Source organism: Kitasatospora sp. NPDC001683 (genome assembly GCF_053596495.1).
The window spans coordinates 1-15590 of record NZ_JBSFGK010000005.1 but is presented as its reverse complement, the minus strand read 5'-3'; the positions used below and the strand labels follow the sequence as shown (position 1 = coordinate 15590).

14 protein-coding genes are annotated in these 15590 nt (G+C 73.4%); 6 read left to right on the top strand and 8 right to left on the bottom strand.

Going from position 1 to position 15590, the window contains the following annotated elements; all coding sequences use genetic code 11:
- The first annotated feature begins 22 nt into the window (after window positions 1-22).
- The 3 genes from ACWCYO_RS03705 (at window position 23) to ACWCYO_RS03695 (ending at window position 2366) form a co-directional block, all read left to right on the top strand.
- Complete coding sequence (locus ACWCYO_RS03705; RefSeq protein WP_449783225.1) at window positions 23-436, top strand: MerR family transcriptional regulator; 414 nt, start codon at window positions 23-25, stop codon at window positions 434-436.
- 238 nt (window positions 437-674) lie between these two features.
- The gene (locus tag ACWCYO_RS03700; protein WP_270142127.1) at window positions 675-854 is read left to right on the top strand and encodes a hypothetical protein; all 180 of its coding nucleotides are present in this window, start codon (window positions 675-677) and stop codon (window positions 852-854) included.
- A 138-nt stretch (window positions 855-992) separates the two neighbouring features.
- A complete protein-coding gene (locus ACWCYO_RS03695) occupies window positions 993-2366 on the top strand; it encodes an FAD-dependent oxidoreductase (RefSeq protein ID WP_449783224.1) in 1374 nt (457 codons plus the stop codon).
- A gap of 110 nt (window positions 2367-2476) precedes the next feature.
- Here the strand turns inward: ACWCYO_RS03695 and ACWCYO_RS03690 are convergent, their stop codons facing one another.
- On the bottom strand, window positions 2477-4288 hold the full coding sequence (locus ACWCYO_RS03690; protein WP_270142131.1) for a DUF2398 family protein: 1812 nt from the start codon (window positions 4286-4288) through the stop codon (window positions 2477-2479).
- Window positions 4289-4521: 233 nt separating this feature from the next.
- On the opposite strand from ACWCYO_RS03690, the gene ACWCYO_RS03685 reads away from it, so the two are divergent.
- The gene (locus ACWCYO_RS03685; RefSeq protein WP_449783223.1) at window positions 4522-5229 is read left to right on the top strand and encodes a lysoplasmalogenase; all 708 of its coding nucleotides are present in this window, start codon (window positions 4522-4524) and stop codon (window positions 5227-5229) included.
- 105 nt (window positions 5230-5334) lie between these two features.
- Here the strand turns inward: ACWCYO_RS03685 and ACWCYO_RS03680 are convergent, their stop codons facing one another.
- From ACWCYO_RS03680 to ggt, 3 genes are all read right to left on the bottom strand, one after another.
- On the bottom strand, window positions 5335-5922 hold the full coding sequence (locus tag ACWCYO_RS03680; protein WP_449783222.1) for a hypothetical protein: 588 nt from the start codon (window positions 5920-5922) through the stop codon (window positions 5335-5337).
- A 175-nt stretch (window positions 5923-6097) separates the two neighbouring features.
- On the bottom strand, window positions 6098-6901 hold the full coding sequence (locus ACWCYO_RS03675; RefSeq protein ID WP_449783221.1) for an exodeoxyribonuclease III: 804 nt from the start codon (window positions 6899-6901) through the stop codon (window positions 6098-6100).
- Window positions 6902-7125: 224 nt separating this feature from the next.
- Window positions 7126-8922 carry a gamma-glutamyltransferase gene (ggt, locus tag ACWCYO_RS03670; RefSeq protein ID WP_449783220.1) on the bottom strand — a complete coding sequence of 599 codons (1797 nt, stop codon included), beginning with the start codon at window positions 8920-8922 and terminating at the stop codon, window positions 7126-7128.
- Window positions 8923-9215: 293 nt separating this feature from the next.
- Here ggt and ACWCYO_RS03665 point away from each other — a divergent pair, with 293 nt between their 5' ends.
- Complete coding sequence (locus tag ACWCYO_RS03665) at window positions 9216-9896, top strand: hypothetical protein (RefSeq protein ID WP_449783219.1); 681 nt, start codon at window positions 9216-9218, stop codon at window positions 9894-9896.
- A 114-nt stretch (window positions 9897-10010) separates the two neighbouring features.
- On the opposite strand, the gene ACWCYO_RS03660 is transcribed toward ACWCYO_RS03665, so the two are convergent.
- Genes ACWCYO_RS03660 through ACWCYO_RS03645 form a run of 4 tightly spaced genes read right to left on the bottom strand, consistent with a single transcriptional unit; the run spans window position 10011 to window position 14078 of the window.
- The gene (locus ACWCYO_RS03660) at window positions 10011-11117 is read right to left on the bottom strand and encodes an ROK family glucokinase (RefSeq protein ID WP_405000602.1); all 1107 of its coding nucleotides are present in this window, start codon (window positions 11115-11117) and stop codon (window positions 10011-10013) included.
- Complete coding sequence (locus ACWCYO_RS03655) at window positions 11114-12025, bottom strand: ATP-binding cassette domain-containing protein (protein ID WP_449783218.1); 912 nt, start codon at window positions 12023-12025, stop codon at window positions 11114-11116. Before ACWCYO_RS03655 ends, ACWCYO_RS03660 begins: the two co-directional genes overlap by 4 nt.
- The gene (locus ACWCYO_RS03650; RefSeq protein WP_270142142.1) at window positions 12022-13062 is read right to left on the bottom strand and encodes an ABC transporter permease; all 1041 of its coding nucleotides are present in this window, start codon (window positions 13060-13062) and stop codon (window positions 12022-12024) included. The genes ACWCYO_RS03655 and ACWCYO_RS03650 overlap by 4 nt, the downstream gene beginning before the upstream one ends.
- On the bottom strand, window positions 13059-14078 hold the full coding sequence (locus tag ACWCYO_RS03645) for a sugar ABC transporter substrate-binding protein (RefSeq protein ID WP_270142143.1): 1020 nt from the start codon (window positions 14076-14078) through the stop codon (window positions 13059-13061). Before ACWCYO_RS03645 ends, ACWCYO_RS03650 begins: the two co-directional genes overlap by 4 nt.
- Before the next feature lie 310 nt (window positions 14079-14388).
- Between ACWCYO_RS03645 and ACWCYO_RS03640 the strand changes: the two genes are divergently transcribed.
- Window positions 14389-15590, top strand: a 1202-nt coding sequence (locus ACWCYO_RS03640) for an alpha/beta hydrolase (RefSeq protein ID WP_449783217.1), incomplete at its 3' end; no start/stop codon positions are given.

The following is a 15590-nucleotide window of genomic DNA, read 5'->3' as shown; positions in this document are numbered from 1 at the left end:
ATTCCGGGATGGGAGGGCCAGCGTGCCCGGGAACACCCTGCCGGCGGCCCGCGTTGGCCCGATCATGCGCATCGGAGAACTCGCACGCCTGACCGGGGTGTCCGCCCGCCTGCTCCGCTACTACGAGGAGCAGGGCCTGCTCCGGCCCGCCCGCACCACGGCCGGCTACCGCGAGTACGACGAGGAGGACACCGTACGGGTGTGGCAGATCCGCAGCCTGCTCGCGGCCGGCCTGCCCACCCGGGTCATCGCCGAGATCCTGCCCTGCGCCACCGGCCCGACGCCGGCCCTGACGGCCTGTCCGGACCTGCTCGCCACCCTGCGCGGCGAACTCGCCGACCTGGACGCCCGGATCGACGACCTCACCCGCAGCCGCCGGGCGCTCTCCCACTACCTGGCGACCGCGCACGCGCCGAGCGCGGAGCAGGCGGCCTGACCGCCGGGCTTGATCGCCGGGGCGGGTCGGCGAGGCGGGCCACCGGGGCGGCTCGGTCGGCGAGGCGCGCCCGACGGGGACCAGGTCCCACCCGCCGAGCGCGGACGGCCCCGCTGACCAGCGCGTACGCCCCGGCCGCGGGTCGGGTGGGGCGTACGCGGCCAACCGACGCCCAAGCCCCGCCCGTTCTTCACCCGCGCGTACCGACCGTTCACACCGCCCTGGAACCCTTCCTGTCATGAACGCCAGCCCTCAGGCGCCCTACCAGGAACCGCGCTTCCCGCTCCCCCAGCGCCACCGTCGCCTCCTCGCCTGCACCGCCGTCCTCGCCTCCATCGCCCTGGGCACCCTCGGTGTCGGCGCCACCGTGGAGACCGTCCGGCAAGGCCCGCTCGCCACCACCACCGCGAGCAAGTAGCCGCCCGCTCCTCTCAGCACCGTCGTCCCCCTCGGACGCGGTGCTTCCGCCTTTCCGGCACCGGACGCGAGGGCCACTTCCTGACCGAAGGTCGTCAAGTACTAAGATCGTCCCGCAACACGACGCGAAGGGGATGCAGTGGCGCGGGTTGCGATCATCGGTGGCGGTATCAGCGGGCTGGGGACGGCACTCATGCTCGGCCGGCGGGGCCACCCGGTCACCTTGTTCGAACAGGACACGCGGCAGGCCGAAGAGGACCTGGACCGGGACTTCTACCACTGGAACCGGCCCCGGGTCCCCCAGGCCGACCAGCCCCATTCGTTCCTCGCCCCCGTCCGCACCGTGCTGCGCACCGAGGCCCCCGACGTCTACGCGGACGTGCTGGCCCGCGGAGCCCGGGAGTACCACGACTTCGACTGGTTCGACGAGCACCCCCCGCACCGGCCCGGCGACGAGGAACTGGTGACCCTGCGCACCCGTCGCATCGTGCTGGAAGCCGCCCTGACCGCAGCCGTACGGCGGGAACCCACCGTCGAGGTGCGGCGAGGCTCCCGGGTGCGCGGCCTCACCGTCCAGGACGGGAACCCTCCCCGGGTCACCGGCGTGCGGACGGACAGCGGAACCCACCCGGCGGACCTCGTCGTCGACGCTGCCGGGCGTCGCTCGCCCGTCCCCGCCTGGCTGGTCGCGGCCGGCTGCCGCCCGCCCGTGGTCGGCAGCCACCGCACCGGGATCACCTACGTGTGCCGCTGGTACCGCCTGCGCGCCGACGGCCCGCGCGACCCCGGGCGGGTCAAGACCGGCTCCGCCGCCGGGTTCGCGCTCGCCGGCGTCTTCCCCTCCGACAACGACACCTTCGCGCTGAGCATGGTGCTCTCCACGAGTGACCCGACCCGCGGCGCACTCACCGACCCCGCCGTGTTCGAGGCCGTCTCCCGGCGCTTCCCCGCCTGCGCCGCCTGGCTCGACCTCGACCCCGAACCCCAGTCGCCCGTCCTGGCGATGGCCGGCCTGGACAACCGCTGGACCTCCCTCACCGACGGCACCGGCCCCGTCGTGACCGGTCTGGTCAACGCCGGGGACAGCCTGGTCCACACCAACCCCACCCTCGGCCACGGCGTGGCCCTCGGCCTGCTCGCCGCCCAGTACCTGGCCGGCCACACCGACCGGGTCGCCGCGGACCCGACCGGCTACCACGCCTGGACCACCGAGACCCTCCGCCCGTGGTTCGACGCCCAGGTGACCGCCGACCGCGCCAACGAGCAACGCCTCACCGACGGTTCAGCCCTCCCGGACCGCCGGACCGCCGCCCTGGCCGCCTGCGCCTTCGACGACCCGGTCGTCATGCGGGCCCGCGCCCACGTACGCCACCTCGTGCGAACCCCCGACGAGGCCTACGCCACCGCCGAAGTCGACCAGGCCGTCACCACCTGGCTCGCCGCCCACCCCGACTTCACCCCCCACCACGACGGCCCGACCCGCGCCCAGTGGGACGCCCTCATCCCGGCCTGAACCACCACGCCCCCGGCGCGGCCACCAGCCCGGCGGGCACAGCCCGGCCCGGCAGGCGCAACCCAGCCCGGCGGGCGCAGCCCGACACCGTGGCCGAAGCGCAGCGCAGACTAGGTGCGCAGTCCCTCGCGGGGCGGGGGCGGGAGGGTGGGGGTGGGGCGGGAGTGGCGGCCGGTGCCCGGGGTGGGGTGGAGGTCGGGGGCCGGGGCGTAGCGGGCGGCCGGGGGGCGGAGGAGCCAGGTGGTGCGGGGGGTGGGGGTGATCAGGCCGAGGCGGTGGAGGAGGTCGAGGGCGTCGCGCCGCAGGGCTGTGCGGTCGGCGAGGTAGCGGGCGGGGAGGCCGTGGTCGTCGGCGATGTCGCCGAGGACCCCGTCTATCAGCGCGTCGGCGATCGGGACGTCGCCGTCGGTGGCCTCGCCGGGCAGCGGGCGGACCTCCTCGACCAGGCGCTCGACCAGCAGCAGGGAGGCCTGGGCGAGGGTACCGGCGCCGGGGAGGGCGAGGTCGGTGAGTTCGGCGGCCGGGTCGAGCAGGGCGACGCCCTCGGCGCGCAGTTCGGCCTCCAGTCCGAGGAACTCCGCGAGTGCGGCCGGGCCGCTGTGCCGGTGCTCGTGCAGCCAGGCGCGCTGGTCCTCGGGGAGGTCGGCGGCGAGGACGGCGGGCGCCTCGGCGAGGAGTCGCCGCACGGCGGTGGCGGGTTCGGCCTCGGCGGCGCGGCGGATGAGGTCGGCGGCGTCGTCGGCCAGCGCGGGCGGGCCGGCCGGGACGGCGCGGGCGAGTTCGCGGTCGACGGTCAGCACGAAGGCGGTGTCTGCCGGGTCGGCCGGCAGTTCGCCCAACACCTGCCAGTCGACCAGCGCGGCGAGCGCCATGTCGAGGGCCGCTATGCCCGCCGATCCCGCCGAGCCGGCCGCCTCGATCGCCTCGGTCGCGAGGTCGGGCGCGGCCGCCCGCATCGCCTCGAGCAACCGCCCGTACGGGAGTTGCTCGGGGGCGTCGACGAGCAGGGCCAGGGCGAGCGCGAGCTGGGCGTAGCCGGCCGGGGTGAACGGGGCACCGGTGGCGGGGTGTTCGAGCCGGCGGGCGGCGCCGGGCCCGAGGCCGGCCTTGCAGAGCCGGGCGTGCCAGGGGCCGACGACCAGGCGGTAGCCGAGCAGGGTGTCGAAGCGTTCGGTGAGCCAGTCGCGGTGACGGCGGATCAGCGGGAAGCCCTCGGCGTGCGGGCCGGAGGCGGTGACCAGCGGGTGGGCGAGCAGCAGCCGGGCGGCGATGCGGCGTTCGGCCTCCGGGAGTTCCTCGTCGGAACGATCCTGCACGTCACGGGGCAGCTCAGGGAGCGCCCGGCCGCGCTCCGGCCTGCGGTGCCTGCCGGGCCTGCCTTGCTTGGCACCTGACCGGACGACGGGCAGCGCGGCGGCGTCGCGCCGGGCGCGGCGCAGGCCGCCGTCGGTGCGGGCCTCGCGGGCGCGCGGGACGGCGGCGGCGTGGGCCGTCGGGCCGTGCCACCAGCTGACGGTGGGGTCGGCGGGTACGGCGGCGGCGCCGAGGTGGCGGGCCGGGTAGAGGCCGAAGGAGGCGGTGCACAGGTCGTCGGCGGTGCCGGGGGTGGCGGCGGCGAACCAGTGGGCGAGCCGCAGCAGTCCCGGGTCGGGCGAGAGCCCTTCGACGGGGGCCTGCGCGTCGTCAGCTCCCCGCTCGGCCACCGCATCGACGGCCACGGCGTCGACGGAGGCCACGGCATCGGCACGGTGGGCGTCAGCACGGTCGACGCCGGTGGAGTCGGACCCGCGTTCGGCTTCGCGTTCGACTTCGCGTACGGCGAGGACGGCGTCGGCGGTCCCCCGTCCTGCCCCGCCCGCGCGTCCGTCCGGCCTGCCGGCGGCCACCCGGGTGGCGCCGACCGCGTACTCCTGCTGCTCCATGTCGGGGTCAAGACTAGACGGTGACCGGGTCACCCGGTGGCAGCAACCGTCCTCCTGAGGAAGTCTCCGCAGGAGCCGTCGAAGCGGCCGCTCGCCCTCCGCTCTCCCGGCCGCGCCGTCACCTCCCGTTCCCCACCGGGGTTACGCACCGGTAACCCGGACTTCCCCCGCCTGGTCGGCTCCCGTAGGGTCGGTGGTTCCCCCAGCCGAGCGACCTCGGAGGCACTCGCCGCATGAGCATCCGTACGACCACCCGCGCCGCCGGCCTCGGCGGGCGCCTGCGTTCGGCCACCGGCCTGCTCGGCGGCTACGCGGCCACCTCGGCGGCGCACCTGGGTTCGATCCTGTCCGGGGCCTCGGTGCTGCGGAACGCCACCAAGCCGGCGCTGATGCCGCTGCTGGCCGCGCACAGCGTGTCGGCGGCGGCCGCTGCCGGGCGCGAGGCGTCGAAGCTGCTGGTCCCGGCGCTGCTGGCGAGCGCGGGCGGGGACGTGCTGCTTCAGCTGAAGAACGACACCGCGTTCCTGGCCGGCATGGGTTCGTTCGCGGCCGCGCACGTCTGCTACGTCACGATGTTCGTCCAGCGCGGGGCGCTCACCGACCGTCGGCGCGCCCTGGTGGTCGCGGCCGCGTACGCGACGGCCTGGGTGGGCCTGGTCGGTCAGCTCTGGCCGGACCTCGGGGAGCTGAAGGTCCCGGTGGCCGGCTACAGCCTGCTGCTCACCTCGACGGCCGTCACCTCGGCCGGGCTGGGCTGGCGGACCGGGCTGGGCGGGGCGCTGTTCCTGCTGTCCGACACGCTGATCGCCACCCAGTTGGCGAAGTGGCGCGAGCTGCCGGGGCATCAGTTCTGGATCATGGCGACGTACGTGCTGGCCCAGTACCTGCTGGCCAGCGGCATCCTCCAGCAGGAGGAGCGGCAGGAGCGGGCGGCCGGCTAGGGCCTGGCCAGCATGATCCGCCGGACAGGCCCGAACGCAGTGCAGCGCCGCCGGTCCCGTCAGGGTCCGGCGGCGCGACGCGCGGGCGTGGAGGGGGTGGGGCCGTCAGGCACTGCGCCTCCGGAGCAGCCAGAAGCCGCCGAGGCCGCCCGCGACCAGGGCCAGCCCTCCCGCCAGCTCCGCCGGGTTCGCCGCGACCGAGCCTCCGAGGCCGGTCTTGACCGCGCCGTGCGGGGCGACCTGCTGGCTGCCGGCGCCGGACTGGCCGAGCGAGCCGGCCCACTCCCCGGCCGCCTTGCCCCAGTCGCCGAGGCCCTTGTCCGGGCCGGACTCGGCGACGGTGGTGACCGTGACGCTGGTGGAGAAGGCGCCGCCGTCCGGGCAGGTGCCGTCGACCTTGCTGTTCCCGTTGTGCTGGGAGGTCAGCCGGGCGGAGCCGCTGTGCTTGCCGTCGGACCCCAGGGTGAGGGTCGCGGGGCCGCCCTCGAACGCGGCGGAGTGGGCGGTGATGGTCTTGGCGTCGGGCTTGTCCGACTTCTCGCAGGAGACCGTGACCCTCACGGTCTGGCCCGGTGCGGCCTGGGACGGGCTGACCGAGGCCGCGCCGTCCCTGGCTGCCGCAAGGGGGGCCGTGAGACCGGTCAGCACCGTCGCGCCGATCAGGGCGGCGGCGGCCGTACGCATGGGGCGCATGCCGGAACCTCCGGGATTCTCGGGCGCAGCCGGGGACTCCCATGTCCACGTGGTGTTTCAACTGCACCCGGTCATTCACCGACGGTAGGCAGCTACTCCACCCGCGGCCACCGCTCAGGACCGTTCGAGCGACACCCCGTCGCGCACTGTGACTGGTTGGCGGGGCGCCGGAGCCTCAGAGGTCCAGGTCCACCACGACGGGGGCGTGGTCGGAGGTGCCCTTGCCCTTGCGGGCCTCGCGGTCGACGTAGCTGTCGGTGACGGCATCGACGAAGGGCTTGTTGGCATAGGTGAGGTCGATCCGCATGCCCCGGTTCTTCGGGAACGCCAGCTGGCGGTAGTCCCAGTAGGTGTAGGGACGGTCGTACTTCAGCGGGCGCGGCAGCACGTCGTGCAGGCCGATCTCGCCGAGGGCCTCCAGCGCGGCGCGCTCGACGGGGGTGACGTGGGTGAGGCCCTCGAAGGCGGCGACGTCGAAGACGTCCTCGTCGGTCGGGGCGATGTTGAAGTCGCCGAGGACGGCGAACGGGCGCGGACCGGCCGCGTCCTCTTCGGCGGCCTTGCGCAGCGCCTCCAGCCACTCCAGCTTGTAGCGGTAGTGGGCGTGGCCGACCTCGCGGCCGTTGGGCACGTACACCGACCAGACCCGGACCGGTCCGCAAGTGGCCGCGATGGCGCGCGGCTCGACCTCGGGCAGCAGGGCGCCGTCGGCCAGGTAACCGGGCTGACCGGGCAGGCCGCGCACGACGTCGTCCAGGCCGAGCCGGGAGACGACGGCGACGCCGTTCCACCGGCCGGTGCCGTGCGCCGCCGTCTCGTAGCCGAGCTCGCGGACCTGCTCGTACGGGAAGGCGTCGGCCGCGCACTTGAGCTCCTGGAGGCAGAGCACGTCGGGCTCGGCGCTCTCCAGCCACTCCAGGAGCTTGGGCAGCCGCGCGGTGACGGAGTTGATGTTCCAGGTGGCGATGCGGACGGTCACGGCGGGCGGCCTTCCCGGTGGTTCGGTCGGTACGGACGGGGGTGGGCCCACCCCGGAGGGAGACCCACCCCGAACATACCGCCCGGCAGCGACAACCCGGCCCGATCAGCCTCCGGGACGGGCGTCCGCACGAGCCGGTACGGCCGGCCCGCTCAGTGCCGCCGGCCCGCTCAGTGCCGCCGGCCCGCTCAGTGCCGCCGGCCTGCCCAGTTCGGCCGGGCTGCTCAGTGCTGCCCGCCAGCTGGCCGGACCACCGCAGCGGAGCCGCCGCCGCGCCGCACCGGTTCGGCGGCGGCCACCCAGCGGCCGTCCGGCAGCCGTTCCACACCGGTGGCGGCGCCGATCTCGCCGCCGCCGGCGAACTTTTGCCCGAGGGCCTCCAGCTCGGCCCGCTCCGGCAGGGCCAGGAAGCCCGGCTCGGCCTGGGTGGCGGCGGTGTTGCGCTGGCTGGCGCGCGGGGCGGCGATGGCCTGCTCCAGGCTCAGCCCCCGATCGAGGCGGCCGAGCAGCACCTGCAGGGTGGTGGTGATGATGGTCGCGCCGCCGGGGCTGCCGGTGGCCAGCAGCGGCTCCCCGTCGCGCAGCACGATGGTCGGGGACATCGAGGAGCGCGGCCGCTTGCCCGGACCGGGCAGGTTCGGGTCGGGGACGCCGACGGTGAGCGGGGCGAAGTCGAAGTCGGTCAGCTCGTTGTTGAGCAGGAAGCCCCGACCCGGGACGGTGATGCCGCTGCCGCCGGTCTGCTCGATGGTGAGGGTGTACGAGACGATGTTGCCCCAGCGGTCCGCCACCGTCAGGTGGGTGGTGTTGGGGCCCTCGTACGGCTCGGCGACGGCCTGCCCGGTGTCGGCGCAGTCGGCCGGGTGGCGCGGGTCGCCTGGGGCGAGCGGGCTGGTGAGGGCGTGGTCGGGGCTGATCAGGCAGGCCCGGGAGGCGGCGTAGCGCTCGGAGAGCAGCTGCTTGGTCGGGACGTCGCTGAAGGCCGGGTCGCCGACCCAGCGGTTGCGGTCGGCGAAGGCGATCCGCGAGGCCTCCAGGAAGTGGTGGTAGTACTGCGTGCTGCCGTAGTCCGAGAGGTCGCCGTCCTCGAGGATGTTCAGCGCCTCGCCGACGGTGGTACCGCCGGAGCTGGAGGGGGCCATCGAGTAGACGTCGTAGTCGCGGTAGGCGACGTGGGTGGGCGCCTGGCTGCGGACCCGGTAGCCGGCCAGGTCGGCGGTGTCGACCTTTCCGGGGCGGGCCTTGCGGCCGGAGGCCGGGTCGACCGGCGGGTGCTGCAGGGTGTTGGCGATGTCCTGGGCCAACTCGCCCTGGTAGAAGGCCTTCACGCCGTCCTTGGCGAGCAGCTTGTAGGTCGCGGCGAGGTCGGGGTTGCGCAGGACGGAACCGACCTCCGGGGGCTTGCCGTTCGGCAGGAAGAGCTTGGCGGTGGCCGGGAAGTCCTTGAACCGGTCGTAGTTGTCGGCGGTCTGGCCGCGGAAGGTGGCGTCGACGACGAAACCGTTCTCGGCGATCCGCTCGGCGGGTTCCAGGGTCTGTCCGAGCGAGCGGGTGCCCCACTGGCGCAGCGCGGAGTCCCAGGTGGCGGGGGTGCCCGGGACGCCCACGGACAGGCCGCTGGTGACGGCGTCGGCGAAGGCGAGCGGCTTGCCGTCCTCCAGGAACAGCCCGCTGTCGGCGGTGCGACCGGCCACCTCGCGGCCGTCGATGGTGTGCACCCGGCCGGTGGCGTGGTCGTAGTAGACGAAGTACCCGCCGCCGCCGATCCCGGACGAGTACGGCTCGGTCACCCCGAGCGCCGCGGCGGCCGCCACCGCCGCGTCCACCGCGTTCCCGCCCTTGCGCAGCACCTCGATCCCGGCGGCCGTGGCATCGGCGTCCACGGTCGCCACTGCTCCGCCCCACCCCACCGCCTCCGGCACCTTGGGCGGCGCCGCCGCGGCCCCGGCCGGCCCGGTGGTGGCCCAGAGCAGTGCGTTGGCGAGCAGCAGTGATGGCGCGAGACGGGTCAGAGCCCTCATCCGAGTCCTCCTGAGTCGACGTCAACTCATCAGTTGTTCCACAGGAGGGATGATCCGACAACCACACCACATAGCTACCAACGGGTAGTTGACGTGGCGATGGCTCCGACATCGAAGGTCACGTTCCGGATTCGGTTCCAAACAATCCGGAACGTCTCTTTATGTGATCCATATACGGTCTGATGGTTCGCCACGACCTCATCACAGAAGGATCCGGCTCCTCCGTGATTCCGCCACCTCCCTCCCAGCCACCAGCAGTTCCGCCGCACCGCCCCTGGTGGCAGCACCGCGGGGTGCATGCCGCCAGCTTCCTGGTGTTCCCGGTCGCGGCCTTCGCGATCGCCTGGACCTGGCCCCGACCGCTCTGGCGCAAGCTCACCAGCACGGTGCTCGCGGCGTTCTGCAGCCTGGTGTGGCTCGGCGCACTGGTCGGCCCCCAGCCGACCACCCCCGCACCCACCCCCGCGCCGGTCGCGGCGACGGCCGGCCCGTCCGCCACACCGACGCCGTCCACCACGCCGTCGCCGTCGACCACGCCGTCGACCACGCCGGACCCGACGCCGACGGGGACGCCGACCCCGGCCGGGACTCCGACGGTCACCGCCACCCCGGAACCGGTCGCGCCGAGCCAGGCCCCGCAGAACCACACCGAGCCACCGGCCGCGGCCGCACCCGAGCCCGCCCCGCATCCGACCGCCCAGTCGGCCGACCCGGGCACCGGTGGAAGTAGCTCGTCCACTGGTGGCGGCGCGAGCAGCTCGGGCGGGTCCAGCTCGGGAGGATCCGGCTCAGGGGGCTCGACGTCCGGCGGATCCGACTCCGGCGGGTCCGGCTCGGGAGGGGGCTCCGCCGCAACCGTCCGTCCAGGGGCCTTCTGCTCCCCGGCCGGCGCGACCGGTGTCACCACGAAGGGCACCCCGATGATCTGCGGCCCCGGCACGGACGGCCGGGACCGCTGGAAGTCGGCCGGCTGACGGCTGACGGCTGACGGCTGACGGCTGACAGATTTCAGCGAACAGATAACGTTGTCTGTTCGCTGAAATCCGTCATCTGAAAGTTGTCATCTGTCCGCCGTTCCGCCCCGCCCGCTACAGCGCGCTGCGCTCCACCCGCCGCCGCTTGATGGTCCGGAACCGCCGGGCCACCTGGCGGGCCAGGTCGGCGGCGCCGACCAGGCCGGCCTCGTTGCCGAGGGCGGCGTGGACGATGGTCGCCTCGGGGCGGAAGCCGCGGCCGGTCAGGGTGCGGCGGAAGGTGTCCCGGGCCGGGCCGAGGAGCAGGTCGCCGGCCTCGGAGACGCCGCCGCCGATGACGAAGCGCCCCGGGTCGAGGCCGGCGGCGAGGTTGGCGATGCCGACGCCGAGCCAGGTGCCGACCTCGTAGAGCAGCTCGATGGCGGTCGGGTCGCCGGCCTGGGCGGCCTCGGTGACCAGCGGCCCGGTGATGCCCTCGACCGTCCCGCCGGCGCGGGCGAGCAGCGGCTGCACCACCGGCGACTCCTCGGCGACCAGTTCGCGCGCGTCCCGCACCAGCGCGTTGCCGGAGGAGTACTGCTCCCAGCAGCCGCGGTTGCCGCACGGGCAGCGGTGCCCGCCGGGCACCACCTGCATGTGCCCGAACTCGCCCGCCAGACCGTACTTGCCCCGGTCGACGTAGCCGTCCCGGACGACCGCGCCGCCGATGCCGGTGCCCAGGGTGAGCATCACCATGTGGTCCTCGCCGCGCCCGGCGCCGAAGCGCCACTCGGCCCAGGCGGCGGCGTTGGCGTCGTTCTCCACGATCACCGGGAAGCGCAGCCGCTCGCTGAGCGCCTGCTGGAGCGGCTCGTTGCGCCAGTTGAGGTGGGGGGCGAAGAGCACCCGGGAGCGGTCGGCGTCGACCCAGCCGGCCGCGCCGACGCCGACCGCGTGGACGTCGTGCCGGTCGGCGAGCTCGAGCACCAGCTCGACGATGACGTCCTCGACGACCTTGGCGCTCTTGCTCTTGTGCGGGGTGTCGGTGCGCAGCTTCTCCAGCACCTTCCCCTCGCCGTCGACGACCCCCGCGACCACCTTGGTGCCGCCGATGTCGACGCCGATGGTGGGCAGCCGCAGTATCCCCGCGGGCAGCGCGCGGCGACGGCGCTCGGCGCGCGGGCCGAGGCCGAGCAGGGTGGGCAGGACGGCCGGCCGGGTGTTGCCTTGGGGGCTGGTCACGGCTGCGGACGCTCCTCACGGGTCTCGCGGGTCTCAGGAATCTCAGAGGCCTCAGGGAACTCAGAGGTCTCAGAGCTCTCAGGGGTCTCAGGGACATCAAAGGATTCGGCGACGGACGGCCGGGCCAGCTCGTGCGAGAGCTCGGCGAGGTCGGATCCGCCGGCCATCTCGGTGGTCAGCTGTTCCAGGCTGATCTGGGCGCGCGGGTGGCTGCCGGCCATCCGCCCCCGCTTGAGCAGGGTGAAGTGGTCGCCGACCAGGTAGGCGTGGTGCGGGTTGTGGGTGATCAGGACGACCCCGAGCCCGGCGTCGCGGGCCGCGGTGACGTACTTGAGCACCACCCCGGACTGCTTGACGCCGAGCGCCGCGGTCGGCTCGTCCAGGACGAGCACCTTGGCACCGAAGTGCACGGCGCGGGCGATCGCCACGCACTGGCGCTGCCCGCCGGAGAGGGTGCCGATCGGCCGGTCGACGTCGTGCAGGTCGATGCCCATCCTGGCGAGCGCCTCGCGGGTGGTGGCGCGCATGCCGTCGGCGTCCAGCCGCAGGCCGCCCCAGCGGCGCATGCCCCGTTCGGAGCCGAGGAAGAAGTTGCGCCACACCGGCATCAGCGGGACGACGGCGAGGTCCTGGTAGACGGTGGCGATGCCGCGGTCCAGGGCCTGGCGCGGGGAGTCGAGCCGGACCTCCTCGCCGCCGACGGTGTAGGTGCCCTCGTCGTGCTGGTGCAGCCCGGCGATGATCTTGATCAGGGTGGACTTGCCGGCCCCGTTGTCGCCGAGCACGCAGCTGATCTCGCCTGCCCGCAGGGTCAGCGAGACGTCCTGCAGTGCCCGGACCGTCCCGTAGGTCTTGCCGACGTCCACCAGGGACAGCAGCTCGCCGCCGGCGGAGAGTTCGGTGCTCATCGCGGCCCCCGTTCCGCCCGGCGCTTGACGTAGGCGTTGAGCAGCGCGGCCAGCAGCAGCATCGCGCCGAGGAAGAACTTGAACCAGTCCGGGTTCCACTGGGCGTAGATGATCCCCTTGCCGGCCATGCCGAAGATCAGCGCGCCGAGCGCGGAGCCGACCACCGAGCCGTAGCCGCCGGTGATCAGGCAGCCGCCGATGACCGCCGCGACGATGTAGATCAGCTCGTTGCCGACGCCCTCGCCGGACTGCACGGTGTCGAAGGAGAACAGCAGGTGCTGCCCGAGCACCCAGGCGCCGAAGCCGACGCCCAGGTAGAGCACCGTCTTGGTCCGGGCGACCGGCACGCCGACCGCGCGGGCGGCGGCCGCGTCGCCGCCGACGGCAAAGATCCAGTTCCCGAAGCGGGTGCGCAGCAGTACCCAGCTGCCGACCGCGAGCAGGCCGAGCCACCACCAGACGGTGGCCTTGATGGTCAGCCCGCCGACGTTCAGCTCGGAGGCGAACAGCCAGCGGCAGGTCTCGAAGCCCTGCATGTCGGCGATCGACTTGGTGGAGACCGTCCCGGAGACGGCCTTGGTGACGCCGAGGTTGGCGCCGGTCAGCATCAGGAAGGTGCCCAGGGTGACGATGAAGCTGGGCAGCTTGGTGCGGCCGAGCATCCAGCCGTTGAACCAGCCGATCGCCAGCGTGGTCGCCAGCGAGACCAGGACGCCGACCCAGGTGACGGCGGTGAACTGGTACGAGACCATCGAGGAGGTCAGCGCGGCGGTGGTGACCAGCACGCCGGCCGACAGGTCGAACTCGCCGCCGATCATCAGCAGCGAGACCGGCACCGCCATGATCCCGATGGTGGAGGCCGCGTAGAGCACGGTGCCCAGCGAGGAGACCCGCAGGAAGGGCTCGGCGGCGGCGGCGAAGACCGCGAACACCGCGGCGGCGGCGATCAGCGAGCCGAGCTCGGGGCGGGCGAGGAGCCGCCGCAGGGCCGCGGGGCGGTCCTGGACGAGCAGGTCGGGGGTGGTCGGGGCGCTCACCTGGTCCCCCTCGCGACGTACTCGGCGAGCGCGTCGGCGTCGTCCTTGGTCAGGATCTGCGGGCCGGTCGCGACGGGCTTGCCGCCGCCGAGCATGTCCAGGTTGGACTTGTACAGCCACAGCAGGTCGACGCCCTCGTAGCCCTGGAGGTAGGGCTGCTGGTCGACGGCGAAGCCGACGCTGCCGGACTTGAGCCCGGCCACCACCTGCGGTCCCAGGTCGAAGGTGTCCAGCTCGACGCTGCGGTGGGCGTCCTGGACGGCCTGCAGCCCGGTGGCGGCCATCGGGCCGGAGAGGGTGAGCACGGTGTCGATGGAGGGGTCGGCCTGGAGCTTGGCGGAGATCGCCGCCCGGGCGTCGGGCATGTCGACGCCGTTCACGTAGAGCACCTGGAAGCCGCCGCCGGCCTTGGACCGGGCGCCCGAGCAGCGCTCCTCCTGGCCGACGTTGCCCTGCTCGTGGATCACGCAGAGCACGTTCTTGCGGCCGCGGGAGGCCAGCTCCGCACCGGCCGCCTGACCGGCCGAGTTCTCGTCCTGACCGATGTGGGTCAGCGCGCCGAACTTCGCGGAGAACTCCTGACCGGAATTGATCGTGATCACCGGGATGCCGGCCGCCTTGGCCTTGCCCAGGACGTCGGCCATCGCGTCGCCCTTGGCGAGGGTGACCAGCAGGCCGTCGACCTTCTGGTCGATGGCGGCCTGGACGAGCTGGACCTGGTTCTGGGTCTGCGCGTCGTTGGAGTACAGGAAGGTGATGTTGTCCTTGGCGGCGGCCTGCTCGGCGCCCTTGCGCACGCTGTCCCAGAAGGCGTCCCCGGCGCCGGCGTGGGTCACCATGGCGACCTTCCAGCGCGGGGTGGTGACGGCGCTGCCACCGGCGGCCGCGGCCTTGGCGCGGGCCTCCTCGGCGCGTCTGCCTCCGGTACTGCTGCAACCGGCCGCGGTGACCGCGAGGGCCAGGACGGCGCACACGGGCCAGAAGCGGCGGGACGGGCGAAAGCGGGTTGTGCTCATCCCCATAGTCTCTCTGGCCCCATTGCGCGGGATCGCACCGCCTCGCCCGGCGGCGCGAACGGCCCGGGAGGTAAGGTGCCCCGGGGGACCTTCCTGGAAGTTCGCTGGACATCTGGTCCGGAGCACGGCCATCCGGGTGACAGACTAGGCGCCGACCCGAAGCTGGAACACCTCGGAAACGTGATGTTCCTCTCAGGTTCCGCACAGATTCGGACGGCAACCGATCCTCGGTTCCCTGCCGTCTGATGCCATTGACGTGCGTTCGGGCGACTGGGGCCCGGGCGGCGAGCGACCCGGATACGAGAACTTGATGGAACTGACAGGTACGCCATTCTTCATCCTCACCGTCATCCTTGTGCCGGTGTCCATCACAGTGGCGCTGCTGTTCTGGGGGAAGGTGCGCGGCCCCCAGCCGGTGCGCACCCTGTCCCGGATCGTCATGATCATGTTCTGCCAGGTCACGGCCGTGCTGATGGTCTTCGTGATGGTGAACAACGCGAACCTGATCTACGGCAACTGGGACGACCTGCTCGGCACCGGTGACCACGTCCGCGCGGTGCCCTCGGTCCCGCCGGTGGACCCGGCGGGCAACGCCCAGAACGGCCAGTCAGGCGACGGCAAGCAGGCCCCGAAGGTGCTGCAGAAGTTCGGCGGCGTGAACGACCCGGCGGTGCCCGGCGACGTCCAGAAGACCGAGCTCAAGGGCCAGGTGTCCGGTGTCGACGGCGAGGTGCTGGTCTGGCTGCCGCCGCAGTACAACGACCCGGCGTTCAAGGACAAGAAGTTCCCGGTGGTCGAACTGATCCCGGGCTACCCGGGCTCCTCCTCCACCTGGTACGGCACCCTCAAGGTCTCCGAGCAGCTCAAGCCGCTGATGCAGCAGGGCAAGGTCGCGCCGTTCATCCTGGTCTCGCCGCGCACCCTGCTGCTGGGCAGCCACCAGGACGCGGGCTGCACCGACATCCCCGGCAAGATCAACGCGGACGCCTGGATCACCCGCGACGTCCCGCAGATGGTGATGGACAACTTCCGCGCCGACCCGTCCTCGGACCGCTGGGCGATCGCCGGCTACTCGGCCGGCGCCCACTGCGCGGCCAAGCTGTCGCTGGCCCACCCCAACCGCTACCGGGCCGGCATCGCGATGTCCGGCTACAACGACCCCGCGAGCGAGCCCGACTCGCTGGTCGGCAAGGACCCGAAGCTGCGCGAGGCCAACAACCCGGTCAACATCCTCAAGACCGCCCAGCAGCCGCCGAAGGTCGCCCTGCTGGTCAGCGGCGCCAAGGGCGACGGCTACGAGGACGGCCAGGCGATCGCCGCCGCGGCCAAGGACCCGACCAAGATCCAGGTCGAGGAGAGCACCGGTCCGCACACCACCGACATGTGGAAGCGGATGGTGCCGAGCGCCTTCGAGTGGCGCGCCTCCCGGCCGAGCACCACGTCCACGGACTGCTCGACCAGCTCGTGCCCGGCCGCCGTCAGTGACACCAGCACCGCCCGCCGCCCGTGCCC